This is a genomic window from Syntrophaceae bacterium, assembly GCA_013177825.1.
Lineage (GTDB): Bacteria > Desulfobacterota > Syntrophia > Syntrophales > PHBD01 > PHBD01.
The window spans coordinates 288,663-313,251 of record JABLXX010000001.1 but is presented as its reverse complement, the minus strand read 5'-3'; the positions used below and the strand labels follow the sequence as shown (position 1 = coordinate 313,251).

General features: G+C 58.6%; 27 protein-coding genes. 19 read left to right on the top strand and 8 right to left on the bottom strand.

The window, feature by feature from the left end:
- Positions 1-5 precede the first annotated feature (5 nt).
- Together HPY65_01485 and HPY65_01480 are read left to right on the top strand one after the other, a co-directional pair.
- The gene (locus HPY65_01485) at positions 6-764 is read left to right on the top strand and encodes a hypothetical protein (GenBank protein ID NPU83130.1); all 759 of its coding nucleotides are present in this window, start codon (positions 6-8) and stop codon (positions 762-764) included.
- The gene (locus HPY65_01480; GenBank protein NPU83129.1) at positions 761-1,159 is read left to right on the top strand and encodes a YjbQ family protein; all 399 of its coding nucleotides are present in this window, start codon (positions 761-763) and stop codon (positions 1,157-1,159) included. Before HPY65_01485 ends, HPY65_01480 begins: the two co-directional genes overlap by 4 nt.
- Before the next feature lie 563 nt (positions 1,160-1,722).
- On the opposite strand, the gene HPY65_01475 is transcribed toward HPY65_01480, so the two are convergent.
- From HPY65_01475 to HPY65_01460, 4 genes are all read right to left on the bottom strand, one after another.
- Positions 1,723-2,229 carry an Hsp20/alpha crystallin family protein gene (locus HPY65_01475; GenBank protein ID NPU83128.1) on the bottom strand — a complete coding sequence of 169 codons (507 nt, stop codon included), beginning with the start codon at positions 2,227-2,229 and terminating at the stop codon, positions 1,723-1,725.
- A 17-nt stretch (positions 2,230-2,246) separates the two neighbouring features.
- Positions 2,247-2,645: an Hsp20/alpha crystallin family protein gene (locus HPY65_01470; protein NPU83127.1), complete on the bottom strand. Its 399-nt coding sequence runs from the start codon at positions 2,643-2,645 to the stop codon at positions 2,247-2,249.
- An 18-nt stretch (positions 2,646-2,663) separates the two neighbouring features.
- On the bottom strand, positions 2,664-3,062 hold the full coding sequence (locus HPY65_01465) for an Hsp20/alpha crystallin family protein (protein ID NPU83126.1): 399 nt from the start codon (positions 3,060-3,062) through the stop codon (positions 2,664-2,666).
- 332 nt (positions 3,063-3,394) lie between these two features.
- Entirely contained in the window at positions 3,395-4,180 is a 786-nt protein-coding gene (locus HPY65_01460) for an inositol monophosphatase (protein ID NPU83125.1), read from the bottom strand.
- A 183-nt stretch (positions 4,181-4,363) separates the two neighbouring features.
- On the opposite strand from HPY65_01460, the gene HPY65_01455 reads away from it, so the two are divergent.
- Both HPY65_01455 and HPY65_01450 read left to right on the top strand, forming a co-directional pair.
- Positions 4,364-5,218, top strand: a complete 855-nt coding sequence (locus HPY65_01455) for a helix-turn-helix domain-containing protein (GenBank protein NPU83124.1) — start codon at positions 4,364-4,366, stop codon at positions 5,216-5,218.
- 80 nt (positions 5,219-5,298) lie between these two features.
- The gene (locus HPY65_01450) at positions 5,299-5,484 is read left to right on the top strand and encodes a twin-arginine translocase TatA/TatE family subunit (GenBank protein ID NPU83123.1); all 186 of its coding nucleotides are present in this window, start codon (positions 5,299-5,301) and stop codon (positions 5,482-5,484) included.
- A gap of 10 nt (positions 5,485-5,494) precedes the next feature.
- Here HPY65_01450 and HPY65_01445 read toward each other — a convergent pair whose 3' ends face one another.
- Positions 5,495-5,902 carry a single-stranded DNA-binding protein gene (locus tag HPY65_01445; protein NPU83122.1) on the bottom strand — a complete coding sequence of 136 codons (408 nt, stop codon included), beginning with the start codon at positions 5,900-5,902 and terminating at the stop codon, positions 5,495-5,497.
- A 346-nt stretch (positions 5,903-6,248) separates the two neighbouring features.
- Between HPY65_01445 and HPY65_01440 the strand changes: the two genes are divergently transcribed.
- The 13 genes from HPY65_01440 (at position 6,249) to HPY65_01380 (ending at position 18,490) form a co-directional block, all read left to right on the top strand.
- Positions 6,249-7,286, top strand: a complete 1,038-nt coding sequence (locus tag HPY65_01440) for a rod shape-determining protein (GenBank protein NPU83121.1) — start codon at positions 6,249-6,251, stop codon at positions 7,284-7,286.
- A gap of 258 nt (positions 7,287-7,544) precedes the next feature.
- The gene (gene mreC / locus HPY65_01435; GenBank protein ID NPU83120.1) at positions 7,545-8,366 is read left to right on the top strand and encodes a rod shape-determining protein MreC; all 822 of its coding nucleotides are present in this window, start codon (positions 7,545-7,547) and stop codon (positions 8,364-8,366) included.
- Entirely contained in the window at positions 8,363-8,884 is a 522-nt protein-coding gene (locus HPY65_01430; GenBank protein NPU83119.1) for a hypothetical protein, read from the top strand. Before mreC ends, HPY65_01430 begins: the two co-directional genes overlap by 4 nt.
- Entirely contained in the window at positions 8,850-10,772 is a 1,923-nt protein-coding gene (gene mrdA / locus HPY65_01425) for a penicillin-binding protein 2 (protein NPU83118.1), read from the top strand. Before HPY65_01430 ends, mrdA begins: the two co-directional genes overlap by 35 nt.
- A complete protein-coding gene (rodA, locus tag HPY65_01420; GenBank protein NPU83117.1) occupies positions 10,769-11,878 on the top strand; it encodes a rod shape-determining protein RodA in 1,110 nt (369 codons plus the stop codon). The genes mrdA and rodA overlap by 4 nt, the downstream gene beginning before the upstream one ends.
- Before the next feature lie 63 nt (positions 11,879-11,941).
- The gene (locus tag HPY65_01415; protein ID NPU83116.1) at positions 11,942-12,307 is read left to right on the top strand and encodes a polymer-forming cytoskeletal protein; all 366 of its coding nucleotides are present in this window, start codon (positions 11,942-11,944) and stop codon (positions 12,305-12,307) included.
- 294 nt (positions 12,308-12,601) lie between these two features.
- A complete protein-coding gene (locus tag HPY65_01410; GenBank protein NPU83115.1) occupies positions 12,602-13,030 on the top strand; it encodes an ATP synthase F0 subunit B in 429 nt (142 codons plus the stop codon).
- Positions 13,030-13,644 (top strand): ATP synthase F0 subunit B, encoded by a 615-nt coding sequence (locus HPY65_01405; GenBank protein ID NPU83114.1) that lies wholly within the window; start codon positions 13,030-13,032, stop codon positions 13,642-13,644. Before HPY65_01410 ends, HPY65_01405 begins: the two co-directional genes overlap by 1 nt.
- Complete coding sequence (gene atpH / locus HPY65_01400) at positions 13,641-14,186, top strand: ATP synthase F1 subunit delta (GenBank protein ID NPU83113.1); 546 nt, start codon at positions 13,641-13,643, stop codon at positions 14,184-14,186. Before HPY65_01405 ends, atpH begins: the two co-directional genes overlap by 4 nt.
- A gap of 3 nt (positions 14,187-14,189) precedes the next feature.
- A complete protein-coding gene (locus HPY65_01395; protein ID NPU83112.1) occupies positions 14,190-15,701 on the top strand; it encodes a F0F1 ATP synthase subunit alpha in 1,512 nt (503 codons plus the stop codon).
- A 51-nt stretch (positions 15,702-15,752) separates the two neighbouring features.
- Positions 15,753-16,628 (top strand): ATP synthase F1 subunit gamma, encoded by an 876-nt coding sequence (atpG, locus tag HPY65_01390; protein ID NPU83111.1) that lies wholly within the window; start codon positions 15,753-15,755, stop codon positions 16,626-16,628.
- A gap of 40 nt (positions 16,629-16,668) precedes the next feature.
- Complete coding sequence (gene atpD / locus HPY65_01385; GenBank protein NPU83110.1) at positions 16,669-18,078, top strand: F0F1 ATP synthase subunit beta; 1,410 nt, start codon at positions 16,669-16,671, stop codon at positions 18,076-18,078.
- Between the two features lie 4 nt (positions 18,079-18,082).
- Positions 18,083-18,490 (top strand): F0F1 ATP synthase subunit epsilon, encoded by a 408-nt coding sequence (locus tag HPY65_01380; GenBank protein ID NPU83109.1) that lies wholly within the window; start codon positions 18,083-18,085, stop codon positions 18,488-18,490.
- A 99-nt stretch (positions 18,491-18,589) separates the two neighbouring features.
- Here HPY65_01380 and greA read toward each other — a convergent pair whose 3' ends face one another.
- The 3 genes from greA to HPY65_01365 all read right to left on the bottom strand — a co-directional run bounded on the left by greA (position 18,590) and on the right by HPY65_01365 (position 21,095).
- Positions 18,590-19,072, bottom strand: coding sequence for a transcription elongation factor GreA (greA, locus tag HPY65_01375; GenBank protein ID NPU83108.1), 483 nt, complete (start codon positions 19,070-19,072; stop codon positions 18,590-18,592).
- A 122-nt stretch (positions 19,073-19,194) separates the two neighbouring features.
- Positions 19,195-19,983: a 3-oxoacid CoA-transferase gene (locus HPY65_01370; protein ID NPU83107.1), complete on the bottom strand. Its 789-nt coding sequence runs from the start codon at positions 19,981-19,983 to the stop codon at positions 19,195-19,197.
- A gap of 14 nt (positions 19,984-19,997) precedes the next feature.
- Entirely contained in the window at positions 19,998-21,095 is a 1,098-nt protein-coding gene (locus HPY65_01365) for a CoA transferase subunit A (protein NPU83106.1), read from the bottom strand.
- Between the two features lie 439 nt (positions 21,096-21,534).
- On the opposite strand from HPY65_01365, the gene HPY65_01360 reads away from it, so the two are divergent.
- The gene (locus HPY65_01360; protein ID NPU83105.1) at positions 21,535-22,593 is read left to right on the top strand and encodes an alpha/beta fold hydrolase; all 1,059 of its coding nucleotides are present in this window, start codon (positions 21,535-21,537) and stop codon (positions 22,591-22,593) included.
- A gap of 295 nt (positions 22,594-22,888) precedes the next feature.
- A complete protein-coding gene (locus HPY65_01355) occupies positions 22,889-24,490 on the top strand; it encodes a hypothetical protein (protein NPU83104.1) in 1,602 nt (533 codons plus the stop codon).
- Positions 24,491-24,589: the final 99 nt, after the last annotated feature.

The window sequence follows — 24,589 nt, the reverse complement described above, 5'->3', positions numbered from 1 at the left end:
TACTCTTGATGGAAGAGCAGTACCGGCAGGCAAAGGAAATGGCCGAACGGTTCGCCGCGGAGGCCGGTGTACCCCTCTTCTACCTGGAAGGGGAAAAGGCGGTTGAGAAATCCAGGGGGCTTCTCACTTCCGAAGCCATGGTCCGGGAGGCCGTACGCATTATCTCCGATCAGGACGACCCCATCGGACACGGGCTGCTTCACGTGCAGAAAGTGGCGGTGGACGCCGGGGCCATCATCCTCATGGAAGGCGCCCGTACATGGGACGAGGGCGATCTCCAGCGGGTGATCCTCCTCGTCCATCTGGCGGGCATCCTGCACGACATCCGGCGTACGGAGCGGCAGCACGCGCATCGGGGGGCGGAAGAGGCGGAGCGGATTCTCGGCGCCTTTGCCCTCAGCGACGGGGAACGTCAGGCCGTGACCCGGGCCATCCGGAACCACGAGGCCTTCCAGCCCCACGAGGAACTGGAGGATCAGGCGGCCCGGCTGATTTCGAACGCCCTGTACGACGCCGACAAGTTCCGTTGGGGACCGGACAATTTCACGGAAACCCTCTGGGCCATGCTCCTTCCGCGCCGGATCCCCCTGAAGGTTGTCCTTCCCCGCTTTCTCCAGGGACTCGACAGCCTCCGGAGAATCCGGGAGACCTTCCGGACGGAGACGGGGCGCCGCTACGGGCCGGACTTCATCGACCGGGGGCTTCTCATCGGCCGAAACCTCTACGACGCCCTGATGGAGCGTAACAATCCGGAGAATCCATGAAAACGATCACCGTCCGGACCGGCGCCCGCATCCAGATGATCGACATCACCGACGCCCTGCAGTCCGCCGTTCGCGAGCAAGGTCTAGAGAACGGCATCTGCATCGTCTTCGTGCCCCACACCACCGCCGCGGTGACCATCAATGAAAACGCGGATCCGGACGTCGTCCGGGACATCCTCGCGACCACAGGAAAGCTGGTCCCGGCCGACGGCCCCTACCGCCACCGGGAGGGCAACTCCGACGCCCACGTGAAAGCTTCTCTCTTCGGAGCCTCGGAGACGCTCATCATCGAAGGGGGCCGCCTTGTGCTCGGCACATGGCAGTCCGTCTTCTTCTGCGAGTTCGACGGTCCGAGGACGCGAAACGTTATGGTGAAGCTGGTGTCGGATCCCTGACAGGAATCCCCGGAGCCGATACGAATCAGGAATAAAGAGGATGGACGGATTTGAAATCCGCTCCCCTTCTTTTCTTTTATTCTTTTTTTAAGCAACCCGGCGTCCCTGGCTGAGAAGCCGACTCGCAGGAGAGGGCTTCCCTCGCGCTCAGAAGAGTTTTTTCGACCCTGCAGCGTCTCCTCCGCTGCAAAGTCATAACTCGCGCCTGCGGCGCTCAGACAGATGACTTTGCGGGCGCTGCGCTGCGACGGCAGGGTGCCCCGAAAAAGCCTCTATTCGCGCTCCGGGAAGCCCCACTCCCCGCCATCCGCGGGGGGCGGCCGGGGGTTCCCAGAGGAGCAATCAGGAGAATTTTCCACCCGGATGGCTGCTCGGTCGGATAATGCACTCCGCGGAAAATTCTCCGCGACGGCGGGAATCCCCGTGACAGCCCCCGCGCCACGATGCAAAAAGAAAGAAAAGGAGGAGCGGATTTCAAATCCGCTCCTCCTCTTTGTTGGCGTTTTCTCTTCCGGAGATGAAAGGCTCTTTCATGTTGCAGCCGAATCTCCGTCTTGACGCGATCAGGCGGACTGAATGGGTATCTTCTTCCCTTTCGCCTTCGCCTGCTCCTTCTTGGGCAAGGTGACCGTCAGGACGCCGTTCTTGAAACGAGCCTGCGTCTTGTTCAAATCGATCTCCCGGGGCAGGGGAATGACCCGGCGAAACGACCCGTAGCTTCGTTCAATGGTATGGTAGCCCTCACCCTTGTCTTCCTTCTCGAATTTCTTCTCCCCCTTGAGAACCAGCGAAGACTCCTCCAGAAGGAGATCCACGTCCTTCTCCTCCATTCCGGGAAGTTCCGCATGGACGACGATCTCCTTCTCCCCTTCCTTCACGTCCACGGATGGATAGAACGACCCGACATGCTCGCCGGAGGCGGGAAACGTCGAGAGGGCCGTGCCTTGGAAAAAATCTTCGAAGATCCGGTTCATTTCCTGCTGGAGGACTGAGAAAGGATGAACGTTTTCCTTTCCCGCCGGAACCGCGGGTTCTCCCCGGAGCGATGGCAACAGCCTGCGGATTGGCATACCTGCCACCTCCTTTCTCATGCAGCCTTGATGGCGATCTTTCTGGCCTTGGATTTCTCCGCTTTCTGAAGAACGACGCGAAGAACCCCGTTTTTCACTGTAGCCTCAATCCTGTTCTGGTCGATTTCCTCGGGAAGGGTGAAGGCCCGCTGATAATCCCCCGTGTCATACTCGGCATACACAAGATTGTGACCCGGGAAACTGACGGGTTCCACCGTTCCGTTGATGGCCAGCACGTTCTTTTCCAGCACGATGTCCACTGAACCCTCGTCCACGCCCGGCATATCGGCCAGCAGTACGATGGACTCCTTCGTCTCATAGATATCGACCCGGGGAACATACACCTTGCGGTTTCTTGTCCGTTCCATTTCCACCGGGTTCGAAGCCGTCTGTTTCTGCAGATCCTGTTCCTTCATCTTGGTCGTCCCCCCTTTCTACTCTGCCTTGATGCTGATCTTCCTGGGCTTGTCCGCTTCCGCCCGCGGCAGCGTGATGTGAAGGATGCCCTTTTCAAAACGGGCCGCCACGTTTGCCGCATCCACGCGAAACGGCAGCTGCAGGGTTCGACTGAAGCGCCCGCTGCTTCTTTCCTGGCGATGATAATTCTCGCCTTCCTTCAAGGCTTCCGGATTCCGGACACCGCTGAGAGTCAGGCTTTCACCCACGACGGAGATTTCCATGCCGTCGGGATCCGCCCCCGGCAACTCCGCGGAGACAACGATCTCGCTTTCACCGCTCCAAACGTTGATGGCCGGAAAATCCTGGCTGAAAGGCTGGCTGACACCCGAGAACAGCCGGTTCATTTCCCGCTGGAGGCGCTGTACCTCCGGCATGAGATCCACGATTCTTCCAAATCTCCAGACCGGTCCGAACATATCCTCAACCTCCTTTTCCGGTTCATCGCCTTCCCCGATTTGCTGCTGTGGAGGTCGAAACGGACTTCCACCAGCAGCCGAGAAAGCGACAACCCATTAATATTGTTTTTGATTCTCAGCTTTTGGCGTTAATATAAACACCGAGCCGGCATTGTCAAGGGATGCCGTGACAGGGGCTCCGGTCGAGAAAAACCCTGCCTCCGCCGGGTCCCGGCGGAACGATCACCGCTGTCGCCGGAGGACCCGGCCGGCCTCACGGAACGGATGGAACAAGGGACAGGGTCTCCGGATCAGGCCGGAGGGGCGGCAAGACGAAGGGCGGCGATCATGGATTCGTGAATCTGTCCATTCGAGGCCAGGATGTGAGGTGCGTTGAAAGTAAAAGGACCACCCGACAGGCTCGTAACCATGCCGCCGGCCTCGATGATCAGGAGCCACCCGGCCGCCGTATCCCAGGGCATCAGGCGGAGTTCCCAGAAACCGTCAAAACGGCCGGCCGCCACATATGCCATGTCCAGTGCGGCCGATCCGGCCCGCCGGATCGCCTGGGCCCTTCTGGCCATGATGTTGAAATAATCCATGTTGTTGTCGGCGTTTTCCCGGATGTCGTAGGGAAACCCCGTGGCCAGGAGGCTGCGGGAGAGGTCCCGGACTCCGGAAACGCGAATGGGACGGCCGTTCAGAAAAGCGCCTTCACCGCGGCGGGCATAGAACATTTCCTCCAACATCGGGTTGTAAACAGCTCCATACTGGACGATTCCGTTCTCTTCGAAGGCGATGGACACACAGAACACAGGATAGCCGTGGGCATAGTTCGTCGTCCCGTCGAGAGGGTCGATAATCCATCGGCAAGGCGATCCCTTGGAAGCCCGGTCCCGCTCTTCCGCCAGGATGTCATGATCGGGATACCGGTCGAGAATCGCCGAGACGATCATCTCTTCCGATTGGCGATCCGCTTCCGTGACAATATTGATCACTCCCTTGTAATCGATGGTGTGCTCTTCATCGAGTCTCCGTTTCAGCCAGGTCCCGGCCTGCCGGGCGATATCCGTCATGAATGTGCCGAAGGAATCCATGGTTCCATCTCTCTCCGCCGATGAATTGTTCGTCCCGACTCTGCCTCCGCATCATTCGAAAGCCGACGGAACGGGTGAAATCCTATCCTCCGCCGAAACTCGACCATTTCCGTTTGCATGGAAACTGCCGAGAATGGTAAGGTCCGACATCATTTCATCCTCGGGGGCAAAAACGGCGCAGCCATGGAAAAGGACGAAACCACTCAGAGAGCCGCACAGGAAGAGACATCTCCTGTCCAGGATCTGAAATCCCTCCGGGAATCGAGAGGGATTCAACTGAAGGACATTTTCGAGGCCACGAGGATTACCGTGGTCAACCTGGAGGCAATCGAAAGCGGCCGTTTCGGAAAACTGCCTGCCCCGGTCATCGCCCGTTCCTTCATCCGGAATTACGCCCAGGCGATCGGCGCCGACGAAGGAAAACTGCTGGAACGGTACAATCGATTCCTGGCGGAATCCCAGAGCCCCCCTCCGGACGAAGCGCCCATACCACCGAAGAGAAAGTCCTTCAAGAAATGGATCGTCACAGCCTGCTGCCTGACGCTGGCCCTGCTCATCGCGGCCGCCGTCCTGATGCTCCGGGAGCCGGTCAAGGCACCGTCGCCATCATCCTTCCCTACTGCCAAGCCGGCAGAAACCGCCGCTCCCACAGCCCCTGAACCGGCCTCGTCGCCGGTCCAGACCGGCACAACCACTCCCCCGGCGACGCCCCCCGCACCTTCCGCGCCCGTCCCTGCACCGGCGCCGACAGAGCCGGCTCAACAACCCCAGCAGCCGTCGCCGCCGGCGGCAGTAGCAGCAACGGATGGATACTCCCTCGTCATCGAGGCCCGGGATTATACCTGGATCCGCCTCAGCGAAGACCAGAGCCAGCCGTACCAGGTCCTGCTGAAACCGGGGGAAAGGCTGGAGCGACGGGCATCGCGCTCTTTCGATATCGATGTGGGAAACGCCGGAGGAACCCTGTTGATCTTCCAGGGAAAACCGCTGGGGCCCCTGGGAAGCCCCGGACAGGTCGTTCACCTTCGGCTTCCCTGAAGACCCTCCGGAAAGATGGGTTTGACAAGCTTCATGCGATGATCTATGGAGAAAGAAAACCCTTCAGGGAGTAATAAAAAATGTTTGGTATCGGTATTCCAGAGTTGCTGATCATCCTGGTGATCATTCTGATCATTTTCGGTGCCGGCAAGCTACCGGAGATCGGCAATGCCCTGGGAAAGGGAATCCGGAACTTCAAGAAAGCCACCCGGGAACCCGATGAAATCGACGTGACCCCCCAGAACAAAAAGGTCGAACCGAAATAATCCCCCTTCTCTAGAACGGCACGTCGTCTTCCGGGTACCCGCCGTCCGGCACGCCGGGTGACGGCTCATCTCCCGACGTGGGTTTCGCCTGGCCCCTCCCGTCCAGCATCTGCATGTTCGCGGCAACGATTTCCGTCATGTACCGCTTCTGACCTTCCTTGTCTTCCCAAGAGCGCGTCTGGATCCGTCCTTCCACGTAAACCAGCTTTCCCTTGTTCAGGTAGTTTCCGCAGATTTCCGCCAGACGGCCGAACGTGACGACACGATGCCATTCGGTCCGCTGGACCCGCTCGCCGCTCTTGTCTTTCCATTGCTCGTCCGTCGCCAGCCGGAATGTCGTGATCATGGCTCCATCCGGAGTATAGCGAACCTCGGGGTCCGCCCCCAGCCGTCCGATGAGCATCGCTTTGTTGAGCATGCCGCTTCCTCCCCTCAAGAAGATGGGCTTTTATACACAAGGGATCCTCCACAGGCAACAGATTTTTCAAGAAAAAACCCGCCGTTGCATCATCACCGGGCACCGGCTTCAATACGGACACAGTTGCAGGTGATCGTTCCACAATCCATCAGCGAACGCCTGGAAACCGAGTCCGAGGTCCCTTTCCAGCCCGTGAAACGGAGATTGCTCCAAACCGGTCATCCGCACCAAAGTAACGGAAAAATGGATTGATCAGGGTTTCGAAATACAGTATAAGGGTCTGTCCTTTGGGGTTTTCGAACATAAGTATTCGTTTTTTCAAAGCAAACGACCAGGAGGTCCCGCCTTGCTGTTTGATTTTATTCTGGGGAAGTTTTCCAATGATCTGGCGATCGATCTGGGCACGGCCAATACGCTTGTCTACGTCAAGGGAGAAGGCATCGTCCTGAGCGAACCGTCCGTGGTGGCCGTTCATCGAGACGCAAGGGGAACAAAAAAGGTTCTTGCCGTGGGCACGGATGCGAAAAAAATGCTCGGCAGAACACCCGGGAACATCGAGGCCGTCCGCCCCCTCCGGGACGGGGTGATTGCCGATTTCGACATCACCGAGGTGATGCTGCGGCATTTCATCCAGCGGGTTCATAACCGCCGGACCCTGATCCGTCCCCGCATCATCGTCTCCATCCCGTCCGGCATCACCCAGGTGGAACGTCGGGCCGTACGGGAGACCGTCGAATCGGCGGGAGCCCGTGAGGTCTACCTGATCGAGGAACCCATGGCTGCCGCCATCGGCGCCGGGCTTCCCATCATGGATCCCATCAGTTCCATGGTCGTAGACATCGGCGGCGGGACTACCGAAGTAGCCGTTATCTCTCTGGCCGGCATCGTTTATGCTAAATCCGTGCGCTGCGCCGGCGACCGGATCGATGAGGAAATCGTCCAGTATCTGAAGCGAAAATACAGTCTTCTCATCGGCGAGCGGTCCGGCGAAATCATCAAGACGACCATCGGCTCCGCGTTTCCGGACAACGAGATCCGTAAAGTGGATGTGAAGGGCCGGGATCTGATCTCCGGAATTCCCAAAATCATCGAGGTCAACTCGGAGGAAATCCGGGAGGCCATTATGGAACCCATCAGCCTCATTGTGGACGCCGTCAAGGACGCCCTCGAAAATGCACCGCCCGAACTCGCAGGGGATATTGTGGACCGCGGCATCACTCTGACCGGCGGCGGCGCCCTGCTGAGAAATCTCGATCTCCTTCTGAAGGAGGAAACGGGGCTGCCCGTGACGGTTGCGGAGGACCCCCTGTCTACCGTTGTTCGCGGCGCGGGCATGGCCCTGGACCACATGAATCTGCTGAAAGAGGTGGCCGTCCAGCCGTAGGTGGCGGCTTCCGGGCGGATTCGGGTCCCGATGAGGAGGAGGTTATCCTGAAGCCGCTTCCCGCCCCGACCTGTCGACTTCCGGGCACAATCAACGAAGCAGCCATCACTCCCAGCCGAAGGCACCGGATGGTTTCCCCGGGTATCTTCCAACGCTTCCACCGGAACCGAAACGGGATCTGTTCCTTGTATCAAAAGCGGTATGAACCGGCTCTCGCGATGCAAGGCACCTCCATTCCGCCATGATTGTGGGATGGACATGAGCGCACCGAAACGAAAAAAAAACCTGATCATCCTGGCTCTGTTTCTTCTGTTGACGCTGGCCATGATCTCTTACCACCTCCGGTTCCCCGACAGGCCGGGACCGGTCCGCATCGCCGTCTTCGAAATCACCGGCCCTGTGCAGTCCGCCCTGACTACGTCCTTCCACGCCCTGCAGAACGCCTGGACGGATTATCTGCACCTGATCGGACTCCGTCAGAAAAACCGGGAACTGGAAAAGAAAAACGACGAGCTGACAAACGAACTGACCCGGTATCGGGAGGGATACCTGGAAGCCCATCGACTCCAGGCCCTTTTTAACATGCAGCAGGAACTGAAAATCCCTTCCGTGGCTGCGAGAATCATCGACAAGAGCCAGGCCACTCTTTTCAAGACGGTGCTGCTTGACAAGGGGACTGCCGCCGGCGTCCGGACAGGGCAGCCCGTTGTTTCGAGCAAGGGGGTGGCGGGCTTCGTCATCGAGGCTTCCCCAAATGTCTCGAAGGTTCTGCTGATCACGGATGAAAAGAGCAACATCGATGCCCTGATCCAGAGGACCCGGGCGGAGGGCATTCTACAGGGCGACGGTTCCGGCGGCGGACGCCTGAAATACCTGTCCAACCTGGAAGAGGTTCAGGCGGGGGACATTGTCCTGACTTCCGGTCTCTCCGGACGCTATCCCAAGGGACTCGTCCTGGGTTCGGTCACCGCCTTCGACAAGAAGGCGGATAGTCTTTTCCAGAAGATCGAGGTTATTCCGGCAACGGACTTCAGCCGGTTGGAAGAAGTCCTGGTCCTGGTATACAAACAGAAAAAATGATCCGTCGCTACCTTGTCCTTCCGCCGCTTGCCCTGGGCCTCGTCATCCTTCAGACATCCATCGTGGAGGTCTTCACGGCCGAACGGCTCAGCCTGGAACTCACCACGGTGGCGGTGATCTACGCGGGTCTGTTCATGGAGACGGGGAGAGGAGCCGTTCTGACCTTTCTGATGGGCTACTTCATGGATGCCCTGATCACTCCCTTCCCGGGGCTCTATATCCTGACCTATGGAATCATTTTCTTCGGTCTATCCTCCGTTTCCGCACGGGTCTATTCGACGAAAACCTTCTTCCTGATTTCCATCACTTTTCTTTCCGTACTGGCCGAGGGAATCATTCTTGTCTCCATTTACTATATAATATATGACATGAACGTCCTCGTAACGGGACTGAAGATCTATCTTCCCCAGGCGTGCATTCTCAGCGGGCTCTCCCCGACGATATTCCATTTCTGCCGCCGACTGGAACTGGAGGGATACGGGAATGGCAAGTCGGCACAACAGGCTCAATGGCCATGACTCTGCCGAATTCCATAAGCGGTTCAGGCTGCTGCTTCTGATCATTGTCTGCGCCATGTCGGTCCTTCTGGTGCGGATGTGGCATCTTCAGGTCATCAAGGGGAGCGAGCTGTATCAGCGCTCCGAAAGCAACAGCATGCGCAACCGCACCATCCGGGCAATTCGGGGCGTGATCCTCGACACGAACCGCAAGGTGCTGGTGGATAACCAGGCCGCGTTCGACATCCTGTTTCACCCCCAGCGGGCTGGAAACGTTCAGGAGGTAACGAAACGATTCGCGGCTCTCTGCACGGAGCGTTCCCTCCCCTATCCCGAAGAGATCCTTGAAATTCGCAAAACCCGTTCCGTGGAGCCGTTGAGAATCGAACGGAACATCAGCCGCGAAAAACTCGCCCTCGTGGAAGCCCACACCCTGGAACTGCCGGGCATGGTCTCCGAGGTCGTGCCTGTCCGCCAGTATCTGCAGGGGGAAAGGATGGCCCATGTCATCGGGTACATGGGCGAGATCAGCCCCGAAGAACTGGGAAAAGAAGGATTGCGGTACAGCAGTGGAGACATGGTTGGCAAGTTCGGCATCGAGCGGTACCTGGACGCACCCCTGCGGGGAGTCAACGGCGCCGAGAACGTCGTCGTCAACGTGGTGGGCAAAGAGGTCCGGATCCTGGGACGACTCTCGCCCGTCGCAGGGCACAACGTCGTCCTGAACATCGATTCCGTCCTCCAGGAGGCCGCCTGGAAGGCCCTGGATGGCAGGCCCGGATCGGTCGTCGCCCTGGACCCCCGCAACGGAGCCGTCCTGGCCCTGCTCAGTTCCCCCTCCTTCGATCCGAACCTGTTTCGGGGAGGGATTTCCGCCAGGGACTGGAAAAAGCTGAGCCAGGATCCAGCCCACCCTCTGGAGAACCGGGCCATCTCCGGTCAGTATCCACCGGGGTCCACCTATAAGCTGGTCGTCGCTGCAGCGGCCCTCGAAGAGGGACTCATCACCCCGTCCACCTCCTTCAACTGCACCGGATCCTTTACCCTGGGAAACCGGACCTTCCGCTGCTGGCAGAAGCACGGCCACGGCCGCGTCTCCCTCCACCGGGCCATCGTTGAGTCCTGCGACGTCTACTTCTACAACCTGGGCAAACTTCTCGGCGTCGACAAGATCGCCCGGTATGCCCGCGCCTTCGGATTCGGCGACGTCACCGGCATCGACCTGCCCCGGGAAAAGGGGGGCATCATCCCAACAAGGGACTGGAAGCTCGCCCGCTTCAAGGCTCCCTGGCAGCCGGGGGAAACCATTTCCATTTCCATCGGCCAGGGTTATAACACCGTGACGACGCTGCAACTTGCCTCGGCATACGGCGCCTTGGCGAACGGGGGCACCCTCTGGCGTCCCCGCGTTATCCGCCAGATCGAAGCTATTGACGGAAAGGTCGTCCAGGCCTTTCCACCGGAGAAAAAGAGCGTCCTGCCGATCCGTGAGGAGAACCGCATCCTCCTCCGGGACGCCCTGTGGGGGGTCGTGAACGAGCCGGGCGGAACCGGAGGAGCGCTCCGCAGGAAGGAAGCCGACGTGGCCGGAAAAACAGGCACCGCCCAGGTTGTGGGAAACGCCCCGGATGGAAAAGTCAAAAGCTTCTCCGGCCGATTCCGCGATCATGCCCTGTTTGTCTGTTTCGCCCCCCATGAACATCCGGAAATCGTCGTCGCCGTCATTGCGGAAAACGCCGGACATGGAGGCTCGGCGGCGGCTCCCGTTGCCCGCAAGGTCATTGATGCTTATTTCGAGCAGAAGAATCCGGCCGCAAAGGAACAGACGGCCCGCCGGGATCCTCCTTCCCGGGTGAAGCCGGCCATGGCGGCCGTTCAGCCGGATCCGGTCCGGAAGGAGGATCCGTGAAGTTCGACCGCAGGCTGCTTCTCAATTTCGACTGGACGCTGTTCGGGATGATTCTGATCATCTGTTTCGTCGGTGTCATGAACATCTACAGCACGGGTTACAGCCTGGCCGATGCCCGCCATACGCCTCTCTACATCAAGCAGATGCAGTCGCTGACCATCGGCATCCTGGCCATGTTCATCGCCTTTTCCGTGGATTACCGGTTCATCGCCCGCCATGCATATGTTATTTACGGATTCTCCATCGCTCTGCTGATTACCGTCTTCTTTCTCGGAACCGCCGTCAAGGGGTCCCAGCGGTGGATCAACCTGGGAGGGTTCTCGTTTCAGCCATCGGAGCTGATGAAGCTCACCCTCATCCCGGCGCTGGCCCGATACTTTCACGAACACCGCATCCCGCGGCCCTATCGCCTGCGCGAACTGGCGATCCCGTTCCTGATTGCTTTCCTGCCGTTCCTGATCATTCTCAAGCAGCCGGACCTGGGGACCGCCCTGATGCTGCTGATCATCTTCGTTTCGATGGTCTTTTTTGTCGGCGTGCGCCTGAAATCCTTCCTGCTGGCAGCGGGAGGAATCCTGACCCTGCTTCCGGCGGCCTGGTTTTTCCTGAAGGACTATCAAAAGCAGCGGCTCATGACGTTTCTGGACCCGAACCAGGATCCGCTGGGGACGGGCTATCACATTCTCCAATCCATGATAGCCGTGGGCTCCGGCGGTTTCCTCGGGAAGGGATTTCTGAAAGGAACCCAGACCCAGCTCAAATTCCTTCCGGAACAGCAGACGGATTTCATCTTCTCCGTATTTGCCGAAGAGTGGGGATTCCTGGGCGGCCTGGTGCTGGTGCTGCTGTTTCTGGCCCTCATTCTCTGGGGAGTCAAAATTGCCCGCCATGCCCGGGACTACGCAGGGATGCTGATTGCCTTCGGAATCACGATGCTTTTCTTCTGGGAGGTCTTCATCAACATCGGCATGGTGCTGGGGCTTCTTCCCGTCGTGGGCATTCCTCTGCCCTTCATCAGTTACGGGGGGTCCTCTCTGGTGGTTATGATGACCGCCGTGGGACTGCTCTTGAATATTAGCGTTCGTCGCTACATCCTCCAGTCCTGACCATGGCCGGGAAGATGCATCCGGCAATCCGGGGCGGACGGGATTCCATCGGCAGGAGGAATCATGTTCGGGAAAAAAAAGGCGGATGATATCCAGGCATTTCTGAGCAGGGGCTCGTCCTTTCAGGGAAACCTGACCTTTCGCGGCTCCATCCGAATCGATGGAGACGTGTCGGGTCGCATCATCGGGGACGGCTTGCTCGTGATCGGCGAGGGGGCGCGGATCGAGGCCGACATCGACGTCCCGTCGGTCCGGATCAGCGGTGCCGTTCTGGGAGCCATAACGGCACGCGAGTCGATCCACGTGACCCCGACGGGAAGCCTCCGGGGTGACATTCACACGGCTGTTCTTGTATGCGAAGCGGGAGGTTTTTACACCGGGCATTGCCAGATGCAACAGGCCGACGACGACCCGCCGAACGACGGATGAATGATCTGTCATTTCATACATATATGCGGCCCGCATCGCAACGCTGACCAAGAGTCATAAACGGCAAAAACTGCTTGACAAGCCTTCCCAGTTATGGTTAGAAGTCCGCGCTTTACTACCATGGGGTTTCACGCAGGGGTGTTGGGTGACTGTATTCGGGGACATGCAATACAGGGTAAAGCCTGTTGAGATAATCGCCTTCATTTATCGATTCGCCAGATCGCTAAGAAATAGTAGCCGAGTGTAGAAGTTTCTCCACTCGGCTTTTTTATGTTTCAAGAGAGGTAAGACGCCGTGATCGACATCGACTCCACCCTTTGGCTGCAACTGGTTAATTTCATCGTTCTAATCTTTATCCTGAATGTTCTCCTTTACAAACCCATTCTCGGGATTATGGAGAAGCGCAAACAGCAGTTCGATGGTGCCCGGGACGAGGTTCGCGGTCTTCACGAGGCCGTCGAAAAGAAGATGGCCGAGTACGAGGAGGCCGTCCGCAAGGCCAAGCAGGCCGCCATGGAACAAAAAGCGGAATACGTAAAGGAAGGCGCCGAAGAGGCTCGGAAGATTGTCGATGCGGTACGAGGCGTCATTCCGAAGATGATGGAAGAGTTCCAGGGGAAAATGAACCGCGAGATCGACGAGGCCCGTGGCGTCCTGAAAAACCAGTCCCAGCGCCTGTCCTTGGAGATCGCTGAGAAAGTGTTGGGAAGGAGTCTCCAGTAATGAAGGATCGGTTTACTGAAATGTTGCGCTCGCGCGGAATGTACCTCGCCCTGACCCTTACGGGGCTCCTGATTCTCGCCTGGTCGCCCGATTTACTGGCCGCGGGTGGTGGAGAGCACAGCGAGGGCGGCGGCGCCAATATGAAAGAATTCATGTTCAAGGTCATCAACTTCGCCATCCTCGTGGGTCTTCTCTGGTGGCTTCTGGCCAAGAAGGTCAAGGAGTTCTTTGTCGGACGGCGTGCCTCAATCCGTACCGAGATTGATGACACGGAGGCCCAGAAGGCCGAGGCCCGGAAGAAGTTCGATGAATATTCTTCCCGGCTGACCAAGATGACCGATGAGATCAGCGGGATCGCTGAAATCATCAAGGCTCAGGGACAGGCGGAAAAGGATAAGATCATCGCCGACGCCAAGAAAGCGGCGGAAAAAATGCAGGAAGACACGAAAGCCCGGATGGAACAGGAGTTCCAGAAGGGGAGTGCGGCGCTTCGATTGGAAGCGGCCCAGCTTGCCGTGGAAATGGCCGAAGAGATCCTCAAAAAGAACATCACCGCCCAGGATCACAATGACATGGTGCGGGACTACTTAGACAAGGTGGTGACCAAACATTGATCGGCAGCGAGATTTCCAAGCGATATGCCAAGGCGTTCTTTGAACTCGCCGGCGAGGAAAACAAGTATGAGGTGTTCTACGAGGACCTGAACCGCTTTTCCGGGGTTTTGGCCTCCAGTAAGGATCTCAAGGAATTCTTCGCCAACCCTGTCTTCAACCACATCGAAAAGAAGCAGATCATGGACTATCTGCTCGGGCGGATCGAATTGTCCCCGCTGACGGCCAACTTTCTCGGCCTCCTGGTGGACAAGGGCCGGATCGGTCTTTTGGATGAGATCGTCGCCAGTTACCGGGACATGATGGACAAGACCCTTCAGAGGGTCCAGGTATCCGTTCGGACGGCTTATCCGCTGAGCGCGGAACAGCAGGCCAGTCTCTTGAAGCAGTTGGAGGAGATCACGAAGAGAAAGGCGGACATGTCCGTCATGGAGGATCCCTCCCTTCTGGCCGGTATTGTGGTCCGTGTCGGTGATACGGTCTATGACGGGAGCGTCCGGACGCAATTGAACAACATCAGGAATCTCTTAGGGGAGGAAATATAAGGCATGGAGAGCATCAAAGCAGAAGAAATCAGTCAGATCATATCCCAGCAGATCAAAGACTACCAGAAGAAGCTGGATATCAGCGAAACCGGCACGGTCCTCTCCGTGGGAGACGGTATTGCCAGAGTGTACGGCGTTCAGAATGCCATGGCCATGGAACTGCTGGAGTTCCCCGGCGGGATCCTCGGCATGGTTCTGAACCTGGAGCGGGATAACGTCGGTGTCGCCGTCCTCGGAGAAGTGACCCACATCAAGGAGGGGGACATTGTCAAGCGGACCGGTAAAATCGCTCAGGTCCCCGTCGGCGAGGCCGTCCTCGGCCGGGTCATCGACGGAACAGGCGCCCCCATTGACGGCAAGGGACCCATCGATACGACGGAATTCCGCCGTATCGAAATGGTCGCCCCCGGCGTCATTCAGCGCCAGCCGGTCAACCAGCCCATGTACACGGGACTCAAGGCCATCGACGCCATGACCCCCATCGGCCGCGGCCAGCGCGAGCTGGTCATCGGTGACCGCCAGATCGGCAAAACGGCCATTTGCGTCGACGCCATCATCCGCCAGAAGGACACGGGCGTGAAGTGCATTTACGTGGCCATCGGCCAGAAGAAATCCACCGTCGCCCAGGTGGTCGAGAACCTCCGCAAACACGGTGCCATGCCTTACACCTGCGTCGTCTCCGCCTGCGCCAGCGACCCGGCAACGGTCCAATACATCGCTGCCTACGCAGGATGCAGCATTGGCGAATACTTCCGGGACCGCAAGCAGGATGCCTTGATCATCTATGATGACCTTTCCAAGCAGGCGGTCGCCTACCGGCAGATCTCCCTGCTCCTGCGGCGTCCCCCCGGACGGGAAGCCTACCCCGGCGACATTTTTTACAACCATTCGCGGCTTCTCGAGCGCGCCGCCCGCGTCAGCGAGAGTCTGGGCAGCGGGTCCCTCACGGCCCTGCCGATCATCGAGACCCAGGCCGGCGACGTTTCCGCCTACATCCCCACAAACGTTATTTCCATTACCGACGGCCAGGTCTACCTGGAGCCAAGCCTCTTCTTCTCCGGCATCCGTCCGGCCATCAACGTCGGTCTGTCGGTCTCCCGCGTCGGCGGTGCTGCTCAGGTGAAGGCCATGAAGCAGGTGGCGGGAACCCTGAAGCTCGACCTCGCCCAGTACCGCGAACTGGCTGCGTTCGCCCAGTTCGGCAGCGATCTGGACAAGGCCACCCAGGCCCAGCTCGACCGTGGCATCCGGCTCGTGGAAATCCTGAAACAGCCCCAGTTCCAGCCGATGTCCCTTGGCAAGCAGGTCGCTATCCTCTTTGCCGGCACCCGCGGCTTCCTGGACAAGTACGATGTAGACAAGCTGAAAAACTACGAACCGCAGATGCTGAGCTTCGTCGAAAGCAAGTATCCGGAAATCCTGAAGGAAATCGACGAGAAGCAGGTCATCAGCCCCGAACTGGAAAAGAAGATGCGGGATATTCTCACCGAGTTTGACACGGTATACGTCGCCTGATCCCCCGGGGGAGAACCGAAGCATCCGTAAACAGAAAGGGAGTCCGTTGTCGTGGCCGCATTAAAAGACATCAAACGTAAAATATCCGCCGTCCAGAAGACGAGGCAGATCACCAAGGCCATGAACATGGTGGCCGCTTCCAAGTTCAAGTCGGCACAGATGCGGATGGAAAATTTCCGTCCCTATGCCATCAAGTTCATGGACGTCATGAGCAGCCTCGCCCTCCGGGTGGATGCATCCTCCCACCCGCTCCTGGCGGTGCGTCCGGCAAAGCGGATCCGGATCATCTGCATGACCTCAGACCGGGGGCTCTGCGGCGGGTTCAATACAAATCTGACGAAGACCACAGAAAGGTTCATCACCGCCAAGAAGCAGGAAGGGGCGGAGGTGACTTTGGTGACCGTGGGCCGCAAGGGAAGGGATTTTTTCCGCAAGAAGGAAAAGATAACGGCGGAGTGGGTCGATCAGCTCGGTCGCTTCACCATGAACCTGGGTGTTCAGATCGGCGATGCCATCATCCCCTCGTTTCTGGCGGAGGAGTACGATGAGCTGTATCTGATCTATAACGAGTTCCGGAACGTCTCCATCCAGAGGCCGTCGGTTGTTCGCCTGTTCCCTCTCCCGACCATCGGGCAGCAGGAAGAGGTGGAACCGGAAAAACGGCTCGATTACATCTATGAGCCCTCTGAGGAGTACCTTCTGGACAAGATGCTCCGGATGTACGTCCATGTCCTCCTCTTCCGGGCACTCCTGGAAACGAGTGCCGGAGAGAACGGCGCCCGGATGGCCGCCATGGACAACGCGACAAAGAACTGCGAGGAGCTGATCACGAGTCTTTCCCTCAAGTACAACAAGGCCCGGCAGGCCGCGATCACCGCCGAACTCATGGACATCGTAGGCGGTACGGAAGCCTTGGCCAAATCATAGCAACAAGGAACAAAGCCAACCATTATCAAAGGAGATGGGTATGAATATCGGAACCATTGTACAGGTCATCGGACCGGTGGTTGACGTGGAGTTCGAGGAGGGAAAACTGCCAGCCATCATGAACGCAATCACCATCACGAACCCCGCGATCAATGACGAAGAGGACAACCTGATCGTCGAGGTCGCCCAGCATCTGGGGGACAACGTGGTCCGCTGCATCGCCATGGACATCACTGACGGCCTCGTGCGGGGCATGCAGGTCAAGGATACGGGCGCTCCCATTACCGTAGCCGTAGGCCAGGAATGCCTGGGGCGGATCATGAACGTCGTCGGCCGGCCCGTGGACGGCCTCGGACCGATCGTGGGCAAAAATTTCGCCCCGATCCACCGGGAAGCGCCTTCATTTCTTGAGCAGGACACTTCGGTCCACGTTCTCGAAACGGGTGTCAAGGTGATCGATCTTCTGGTCCCCTTTCCCCGGGGCGGCAAGATGGGGATGTTCGGCGGCGCCGGCGTGGGCAAGACCGTCGTTATGATGGAAATGATCCACAATATCGCCATGCACCACGGCGGCATCTCCGTGTTCGCCGGCGTGGGCGAGCGGACCCGCGAAGGAAACGACCTGTACCTGGAAATGAAGCAGTCCGGCGTTATCAAGCAGGCCGCACTGATCTACGGCCAGATGACGGAGCCGCCGGGAGCCCGCGCGCGGGTCGCCCTGACGGCCCTGGCAGCGGCGGAGTACTTCCGCGATGTGGAAGGCCAGGACGTGCTTCTTTTCGTCGATAACATCTTCCGGTTCACCCAGGCAGGCTCCGAGGTGTCCGCCCTTCTGGGCCGCATGCCCTCGGCCGTCGGTTACCAGCCGACTCTGGCCACGGACCTCGGGGAACTCCAGGAGCGCATCACCTCGACGACAAAGGGCTCCATTACCGCCGTCCAGTGCGTATACGTTCCGGCCGACGACCTGACGGACCCCGCCCCGGCCACCACCTTCGCCCATCTCGACGGAACCGTCGTCTTGTCCCGTCCCATCGCGGAGCTGGGGATCTATCCCGCCGTGGACCCGCTGGACTCGACCTCCCGCATCCTGGACCCCAACGTCCTCGGCCTCGAGCATTACCAGGTGGCCCGGAATGTCCAGGTTACCCTGCAGAAGTACAAGGATCTGCAGGACATCATCGCCATTCTCGGCATGGACGAACTGTCGGAGGAAGACAAGCTGACGGTCAGCCGGGCCCGAAAGATTCAGCGCTTCCTGTCCCAACCGTTCTTCGTCGCCGCCCAGTTCACCGGTACGGACGGCAAGTTCGTCTCCGTGGCGGACACGGTCCGCGGCTTCAAGGAGATCCTGGAAGGAAAGCACGACGACCTGCCTGAACAGGCCTTCTACATGGTCGGCGGCATCGAAGAAGTGATCGAGAAGGCGAAGAAACTGTCTGAGGGATAATTCCATGGCTGATGAGTTGATGGTGGAAATTGTCACCCCCGAGCGGATGGTATTCAACGGGAAAGTTGAAGAGATCACCGTTCCCGGATCGGAGGGAGAGTTTGGGGTCCTGAAAGGGCATGCGGCTCTCTTGAGCGGGGTGGACATTGGTGCCCTGAGCTTCACCCAGGAGGGGAAAAAGCGGAACTTCGCCGTTGCCGACGGCTACGTGGAAGTTACCGCGACGAAAGTTACGATTCTGGTGGAGAGCGCCGAGCGGTCGGATATGATCGACAAGGAGCGCGCCCAGCGGGCGAAGCAGCTTGCCGAGGAGAAGATGGCAAAACTCTCCAAGGAAGACCCCGAATACGACAAGGCGAAGGCCACGCTGGACAAGGCCCTGATCCGCCTGAGCGTAGCTGAGAAAAACTGAACCGAGCCGGTATGGCCCCTCGGGGCCGGATCCGAATGCAGAAAAGCCGGGAACATCCATTCCCGGCTTTTCTTTTATCATTTTACCGTGAGCCGGCGATCAGTCTTCCGGCTCCACGAAAACGTCGGCGATCTCAATCTCCCGCACACCGCCCGGGACCTGGACCCGGATCTGCTCGCCGATCTTCCGCCCGACGAGAGCCCGGCCGATGGGTGAGGTCACGGAGATCTTGTTCTCCGCGATATCCGATTCAAAGGGACCGACCAGACGGTACTCGGTGGTATCGCCGCTCTTGAGATCGTCAATAGCCACGGTGCAGCCGAAGACGGCCCGGCCGTCGGCGGCCGCTTTCACCTCGATGACCTGACAGGCGGACAGGTTCTGCTCCACTTCCTTGATCCGCGCGTGGATAAAAGCCTGCCGCTCCTTGGCGGACTTGTATTCCGCATTTTCCGAAAGATCTCCGTGTGCCCTGGCCACTTCGATGTCCCGGACGTTTTCCGGAAGATCTACGTTTCTCAGATGCTCCAAGTCCTTCTTCAGCTTCTCGAACCCGGCCCGGGTGATAGGCATCTTTTCCATACAATCCCTCCCTGTCCCGGGGAACCCTCCATTCCCACCGGCAAGAGGCTTCGCTTGTAGCGGAGAAAGGCCCCCCATGTCAAGGGGATTCAAGCGCTGTATGGCCTCGGCGCGGGCCTGTCCTACAGGCCTGGAATCTTCGTGAAGATGCCGTGAGGATCCACCTCCGTTCGCAGGATATCCAGAACGGCCCGGTCGGGTACTGGCGTCACCGGAATGTCTCCTTCCGGCCTCAACAGCTCGAAGCCGGTGCACATCTGGGCAAATTCGAAGGTCATCCCGGGTTGCAGGGATTGAACGCGCATGCGCTTGGTAGCCGGTTCAAAGTCGAGGACACCGGCGTTGGTCACCACCGCCACGGGGCCGTTTCCCGGGAGTCCCGCTTCCCTTCTCGAGTTCCCTCCGTTCAGGTGGCCAACACTTGTAATAAAATCCACCCGGGGGAGAAACTTGTCCGGAGTGTGCAGTCCCACGAGTACGATATTTTCGGTGACGGAGGTGAGATCATTGTTACCTCCGGAACCGGTCAGGCGGACCTTGGGGTGGAGAAAATCCGTCCCGATCTGATGGGTGTTGACATTGCCGTACATGTCGACCTGGGCGAATCCCAGGAAGGCGATGTCCACATAACCGTTGTAGGCCTGGGCGAAGGAATAGGCCATTTCCTGGATCAGCGCCGCTTTTCTCCACGTGAAGGGATCCCCGACGGACCACGGCATGTCTCCCGGGATGGGGTCCTGCCCGCCCGATTCATAGACCATCGTGATGTGCGGGGCGTGGGTCTTTCTCGCCAGGATCGCCGCAACCATGGGCAGACCCGTTCCGACATAGACAACCTGATGGTCCCGGATCTGCAGCGAGAGAACATAGGCAATCATTTCCAGAGGATTGGCGGGTTTTGCTGCTTCCATGACATCCCCTTTCCTCAATAGTAGATACCGGAATCGCTCCCGGGCTTGTAGGACTGGTAGGCAAAATCGTATCCGTCGTCCTCGTTGTCATATTCGGCCGTCTTCGTCATCCGGCGGGACAGGGCGACCCATTTGGCGCCTCCGAGCTTCTCCACGAAGTCGAAGGGGTCCTTGCTGTCCATGACCCAGTAATCCAGGAACTCCCGGATGTTCTCATCGGACAGCGTGCCCCACCGCAGGAACTTCTCCCACCACTGGCGGGACCAGTAATAGCACCCGGGCATGTTCCCCGGGACGGCACCGTACGGGAGCTCCACAACAGCGTCCACATACACGAAGGGAATGACGACTCCCTTGTTGTTGTAGCGGATATCCGTTTCCGGAACGATTTCCTCAGCCGTGATAATGACCTTGCGAGCCGACGCCGCCAGGGCGACGTCGTTCACGGCCGGTCCATAGATCCTGGCGTTTCCGTATTTATCCGCGGCATGGACGTGAATGACCGTCACATCCGGATAGAGGGCGGGGATGAAGGTCACCGGGTCCGGATCGACCCGCATGGGGTTCTGCATGACTTTCACATAGGGATTGAATCGCAGAATATCCGATCCCAGCAGCTGCTTGCTGAAAACGCCCGGTGCGCCAAGCTGCGCTGCCTTGAAACCCTGGGCCATGGAACCGTGACTCCATTCCGAGAGGATCGCGACCTTGCCGTTCAGGAGCTGGCGGGAGTAATTCCGGTCGCTCCCACGCATTTCCGCCCCTACGTATGAATTGTGAGAGTATGCGCAGACTCCGTAGTTGATCAGATAGCTCTGGTTGGTATTGGGGGAACCGATGAAATGAAGTCTCTTTTTCCCCTGGCGCATCATTTCGAAGTAGGCCTGGTGAGGTGTTCTCACGTAGGCAAACCCCGAGTCGGTGGCAATGTCGCCATCCTGTACGAACTCGGCCACGGCTTCCCGGATGGACATCCTCTTGTCCCGCTTCGCATGGTCCTTGCGCAAATGAGCCTTGCGGGCGGACTCGATGTCAACCAGCGGGTCCAGAATGGCGGGATCGGCAATCCGGAGATTCTCCAGGGCCTCCCGGCTGTAAGAAAAGCTGCTCATGAGACGTACTCCTTCCTTTGCGAACGGAGCGGCACACCACGAGATCATAGCGGCCGATAAAGGCCCGCTTCAGCTGGTAAACCGCTTCGAGTTTTCCGATGGGGACCCTACCAGAAAAAGCGAAACCGTCAATCGGCGTTGCCCTGAAAGGTCAAAGACAGACGTCCTTTTCATGAATCGGCGTCCGTCCGATCGGACGATTCGACGCCTCCTCCAAGTCCAACGGCTCCGACCGACAGAACACACAACATGATAACAGTTGGATTGGCATCAATATTTTAAAATAAAAAATTTTTACCATTGCCATTTTTCGCCTCTTCAGGCATGAAGGCGCCTTGAAAAAGGGGGGAACCGTTCCACGTGATACGGGCTCCCTTTTTTTATTGGGTACACGACGCCAAGGCAGGAACCAAAAGACAGAAAGGAATAAAAACACAACATGATCGATTTCATGACGGACCAGATCCAGGAGTTCCTGAAAGCGGTCTGCTATCGGCCCCTGAAAGAGGACTGGGCAACCGAAAATGAGGTGCTGTTCGAATACCAGACCCTTCGCTTGAGGCTGTTCCGCAATCCCGGCGCCAGAAAGACCGTCTTGATTCTTCCCCCCCAGGCCGGGCATGCCGGCACCATCGCCGACTACCTGCCCGATCAAAGCCTGGTACGGGTCTTCCTGGAGCACGGCTATCAGGTTGCCGTGACCGAATGGCTTCCGGCAACGGAAGAATACCGGAACCTGGGCATTTTCGATTACATCCGGCTGACGGACATCGGCATCGACAAGGTCATGAAGGCCGTGAAAGCCAGGAAGATCGCTCTAGTAGGGCAATGTCAGGGCGGATGGCAGGCGGCCATCTATGCCTCCCTCTACCCGGAAAAAATCTCGGGGCTGATTGTTGCCGCCGCCCCCATCGACCTGGAGGCGGAGGATTCCTTCATCGGCGACTGCTCGAAAATCCCCGACAACTGCTACCGCATGGCCGTTCAATCCTTCAACGGCGTGATGCCCGGTGGATTCATGCTCGGGGGTTTCAAGGCCCTCCAGCCCCACGAGCATTATTTCAACAAATATTTCAACATCTGGGGTCTGTGCCTCCGGGAGGACATGCAGGGACTGGAGCGATTCAAGCGTTTCACCAACTGGTACGAATCGACTCAGAATCTGCCGGGCCGCTTCTACCTTGAGGCCGTGGACTGGATCTTCCGGAAAAACAGCCTGACCCACCCCGGCAGTCTCGTCATCGACCAGCGGTCCGTGGATCTGAGGAACATCCACTGTCCTCTGGTCCTCATCGGCGGCAGTAAGGATCACATCACACCGCCCGGGCAGGTATTCGCCATGGAGCGTCTTGTCTCCTCCCGACGGATCCTGAAGCTGCTTTCCCCGGGGGGACACATCGGCACCCTCATGGGCAACCAGTCGCTGAAGGAAATATGGCCCCGAGCCATGGCTTTTCTCGCCGGTACAGGACAGGCACAAGACAAGGCATTCCACTGAAAAACTTCCGCGGAAGCGGTCTCCCTAAGGACCTTGGCAGGAGGCGTTTACTTTCATGAGCATTGAAGAGACGCGGAAGGCCCGGGAACAAACGAACACGGAGTCCCCGACGAGCAGCGCCGCCCGGGACGGGAAGGCAGGCGGACATTTTCAGGAGCTTCCCTGTTCGGCCTGTTTGAATTGACAGAAACGGGCCATATCGCCTATGTTTCCTCCAGCATTCTGATGCATGCCCGGGACCCGGGACGGAAGCGACATCCGGATCGACCGGTCAGGCGTGCTTCCCGGAGACATCATGGCCGAGATCTTCCTGAGCGCCGCTTTTGCATTCGTCTTCCTCAGTGTAGCCGTTCTCCTGGCGTTCCTGTACGTTTACCGTCGGAAACTCTCCGGGAGCCGCCGGGCCTTCAAGGATCTGGCTGAAAAGCTCAACGGCCGGGTCATCCGGAAATCCCTCTTTACGGGAGATCTCCTGGAAGGTCTCCATGATGGCGTTCCCTTCACCTGCCGTTATTTCTTGGGCTCCAAGAACAGCCCGCCTTCCCTGACCATCCTGGTCAGGATTTCCTGCGCGGACAGGATCACGATCCGGGAAGAAGCATGGTACGACCGTTTTGCGAAGCGGATCGGCCTGGTGGCGGAACTCCAGACGGGCGACCCCTCGTTTGACAATGCCTACTTCTTCGACACCGACCGAAGTGATGTCTTTCTGCCCTACCTTTCGGAACCGTCCCGGCGACAGCAGATTGACGGGCTCTTCAATATGGGATCGCCTATCCGGGAAATCGTCTTTGATAAGAAAGGGATCCGGATTGTCCTGTCGCCGCTTAAGGTGGATGCGCTCGCGGCGGTGCAGGCGGACCGGTACCTGGATGGCCTGCTTTCCCTTTCCGGGGGATTGGCGGATGCAGGTCACCCCCTTTCCTATGGCCCCTCTCTCTTTCCGGGCACCCTGCGGCCGCCCGTATCTCCCGCCGGCCTCGTCCTCCTGTTTTCCTTCATCGGACTGCTCATTCTTGGAGGGGCCGTCTGTCTCGGATTCGGGCTCAGCGAGTACGAACCCCTCGGAAACCGTCTTATTCTAAATGCCCTGGCCATTTCCGCACCTGCGGCGCTGGTCTTCCTCTATCTCGCATTCCGCTGGATCCGGGGCCGTTCGACATCCCACCGGATTTATCTCCTCGCCCTGATCCTTTCGCTGGTGGGATTTCCGCTCGCCTTGACCGGAAGCGCCGTCGTCACGAACGGATATCTGGACCAGGGAGTCGAAACGACCCGGGATGTTCCCGTAACAGACCGATATGTAACGAAAAACAAAGACAGCCGGACATATTATCTCACCTTCCCCTCCTGGCAGCATCCGGGCGAGACCGACCGACTCTCCGTCACCGTCGACTTGTTCCGGACGGTTCGCCCCGGGGACCGGATCATCATCCGGACAAAACCCGGTTTCTGGCAGGAAGAATGGATTGCCGGCATCGAACGGAAAGCCGCGGGCGAGCACCGGGACGACGCCTCCGCCGGAATTCCCCTCCACTTGGTGGATATCCGGTTTTATGAGGGTGGGACGTCCAACGTTCCCATAGACAACCGTCGCTATGCATCGGAATTCTCGCGGGATGCGTCCCGATACATCTGGTGCCAGGTGAACATGGAAAACGGCCTGTGGCAGGACAAAAGCCGGCTCTACACGTTCGACTGGCAGTACATCCATTCCGACGGCAGCATTCAAGGAGAGCTGACGCTTCCCTTCACGGTCCGGAAGGACTGGCGGACCGCCTGGGTCAGCCACAGCTGGGGGTGGGATGAACCCGGCCACTGGCCCGGCGGAAGATACAGGGTCGTCATTCTCGTCGACGGGAAACCCTTCGGAGAAGGCACATTCACAATCCGATAAACCATCCTTTTACTCGGATGGTTCCCGGAATCGGCCTGATTGTATGACACAAAGAAAAAAGCGAGCGGTGCCGGAATGGAAACCCCTCGACCCCGGATG

Coding starts and splice junctions, on each gene's coding strand:
- HPY65_01480 (NPU83129.1), top strand. CDS start 761: ATGAAAACGATCACCGTCCGGACCGGCGCCCGCATCCAGATGATCGAC.
- HPY65_01475 (NPU83128.1), bottom strand. CDS start 2,229: ATGCCAATCCGCAGGCTGTTGCCATCGCTCCGGGGAGAACCCGCGGTT.
- HPY65_01470 (NPU83127.1), bottom strand. CDS start 2,645: ATGAAGGAACAGGATCTGCAGAAACAGACGGCTTCGAACCCGGTGGAA.
- HPY65_01465 (NPU83126.1), bottom strand. CDS start 3,062: ATGCCGGAGGTACAGCGCCTCCAGCGGGAAATGAACCGGCTGTTCTCG.
- HPY65_01460 (NPU83125.1), bottom strand. CDS start 4,180: ATGGATTCCTTCGGCACATTCATGACGGATATCGCCCGGCAGGCCGGG.
- HPY65_01455 (NPU83124.1), top strand. CDS start 4,364: ATGGAAAAGGACGAAACCACTCAGAGAGCCGCACAGGAAGAGACATCT.
- HPY65_01450 (NPU83123.1), top strand. CDS start 5,299: ATGTTTGGTATCGGTATTCCAGAGTTGCTGATCATCCTGGTGATCATT.
- HPY65_01445 (NPU83122.1), bottom strand. CDS start 5,902: ATGCTCAACAAAGCGATGCTCATCGGACGGCTGGGGGCGGACCCCGAG.
- mreC (NPU83120.1), top strand. CDS start 7,545: ATGAGCGCACCGAAACGAAAAAAAAACCTGATCATCCTGGCTCTGTTT.
- HPY65_01430 (NPU83119.1), top strand. CDS start 8,363: ATGATCCGTCGCTACCTTGTCCTTCCGCCGCTTGCCCTGGGCCTCGTC.
- mrdA (NPU83118.1), top strand. CDS start 8,850: ATGGCAAGTCGGCACAACAGGCTCAATGGCCATGACTCTGCCGAATTC.
- HPY65_01415 (NPU83116.1), top strand. CDS start 11,942: ATGTTCGGGAAAAAAAAGGCGGATGATATCCAGGCATTTCTGAGCAGG.
- HPY65_01405 (NPU83114.1), top strand. CDS start 13,030: ATGAAGGATCGGTTTACTGAAATGTTGCGCTCGCGCGGAATGTACCTC.
- HPY65_01395 (NPU83112.1), top strand. CDS start 14,190: ATGGAGAGCATCAAAGCAGAAGAAATCAGTCAGATCATATCCCAGCAG.
- atpD (NPU83110.1), top strand. CDS start 16,669: ATGAATATCGGAACCATTGTACAGGTCATCGGACCGGTGGTTGACGTG.
- HPY65_01380 (NPU83109.1), top strand. CDS start 18,083: ATGGCTGATGAGTTGATGGTGGAAATTGTCACCCCCGAGCGGATGGTA.
- greA (NPU83108.1), bottom strand. CDS start 19,072: ATGGAAAAGATGCCTATCACCCGGGCCGGGTTCGAGAAGCTGAAGAAG.
- HPY65_01370 (NPU83107.1), bottom strand. CDS start 19,983: ATGGAAGCAGCAAAACCCGCCAATCCTCTGGAAATGATTGCCTATGTT.
- HPY65_01365 (NPU83106.1), bottom strand. CDS start 21,095: ATGAGCAGCTTTTCTTACAGCCGGGAGGCCCTGGAGAATCTCCGGATT.
- HPY65_01360 (NPU83105.1), top strand. CDS start 21,535: ATGATCGATTTCATGACGGACCAGATCCAGGAGTTCCTGAAAGCGGTC.
- HPY65_01355 (NPU83104.1), top strand. CDS start 22,889: ATGGCCGAGATCTTCCTGAGCGCCGCTTTTGCATTCGTCTTCCTCAGT.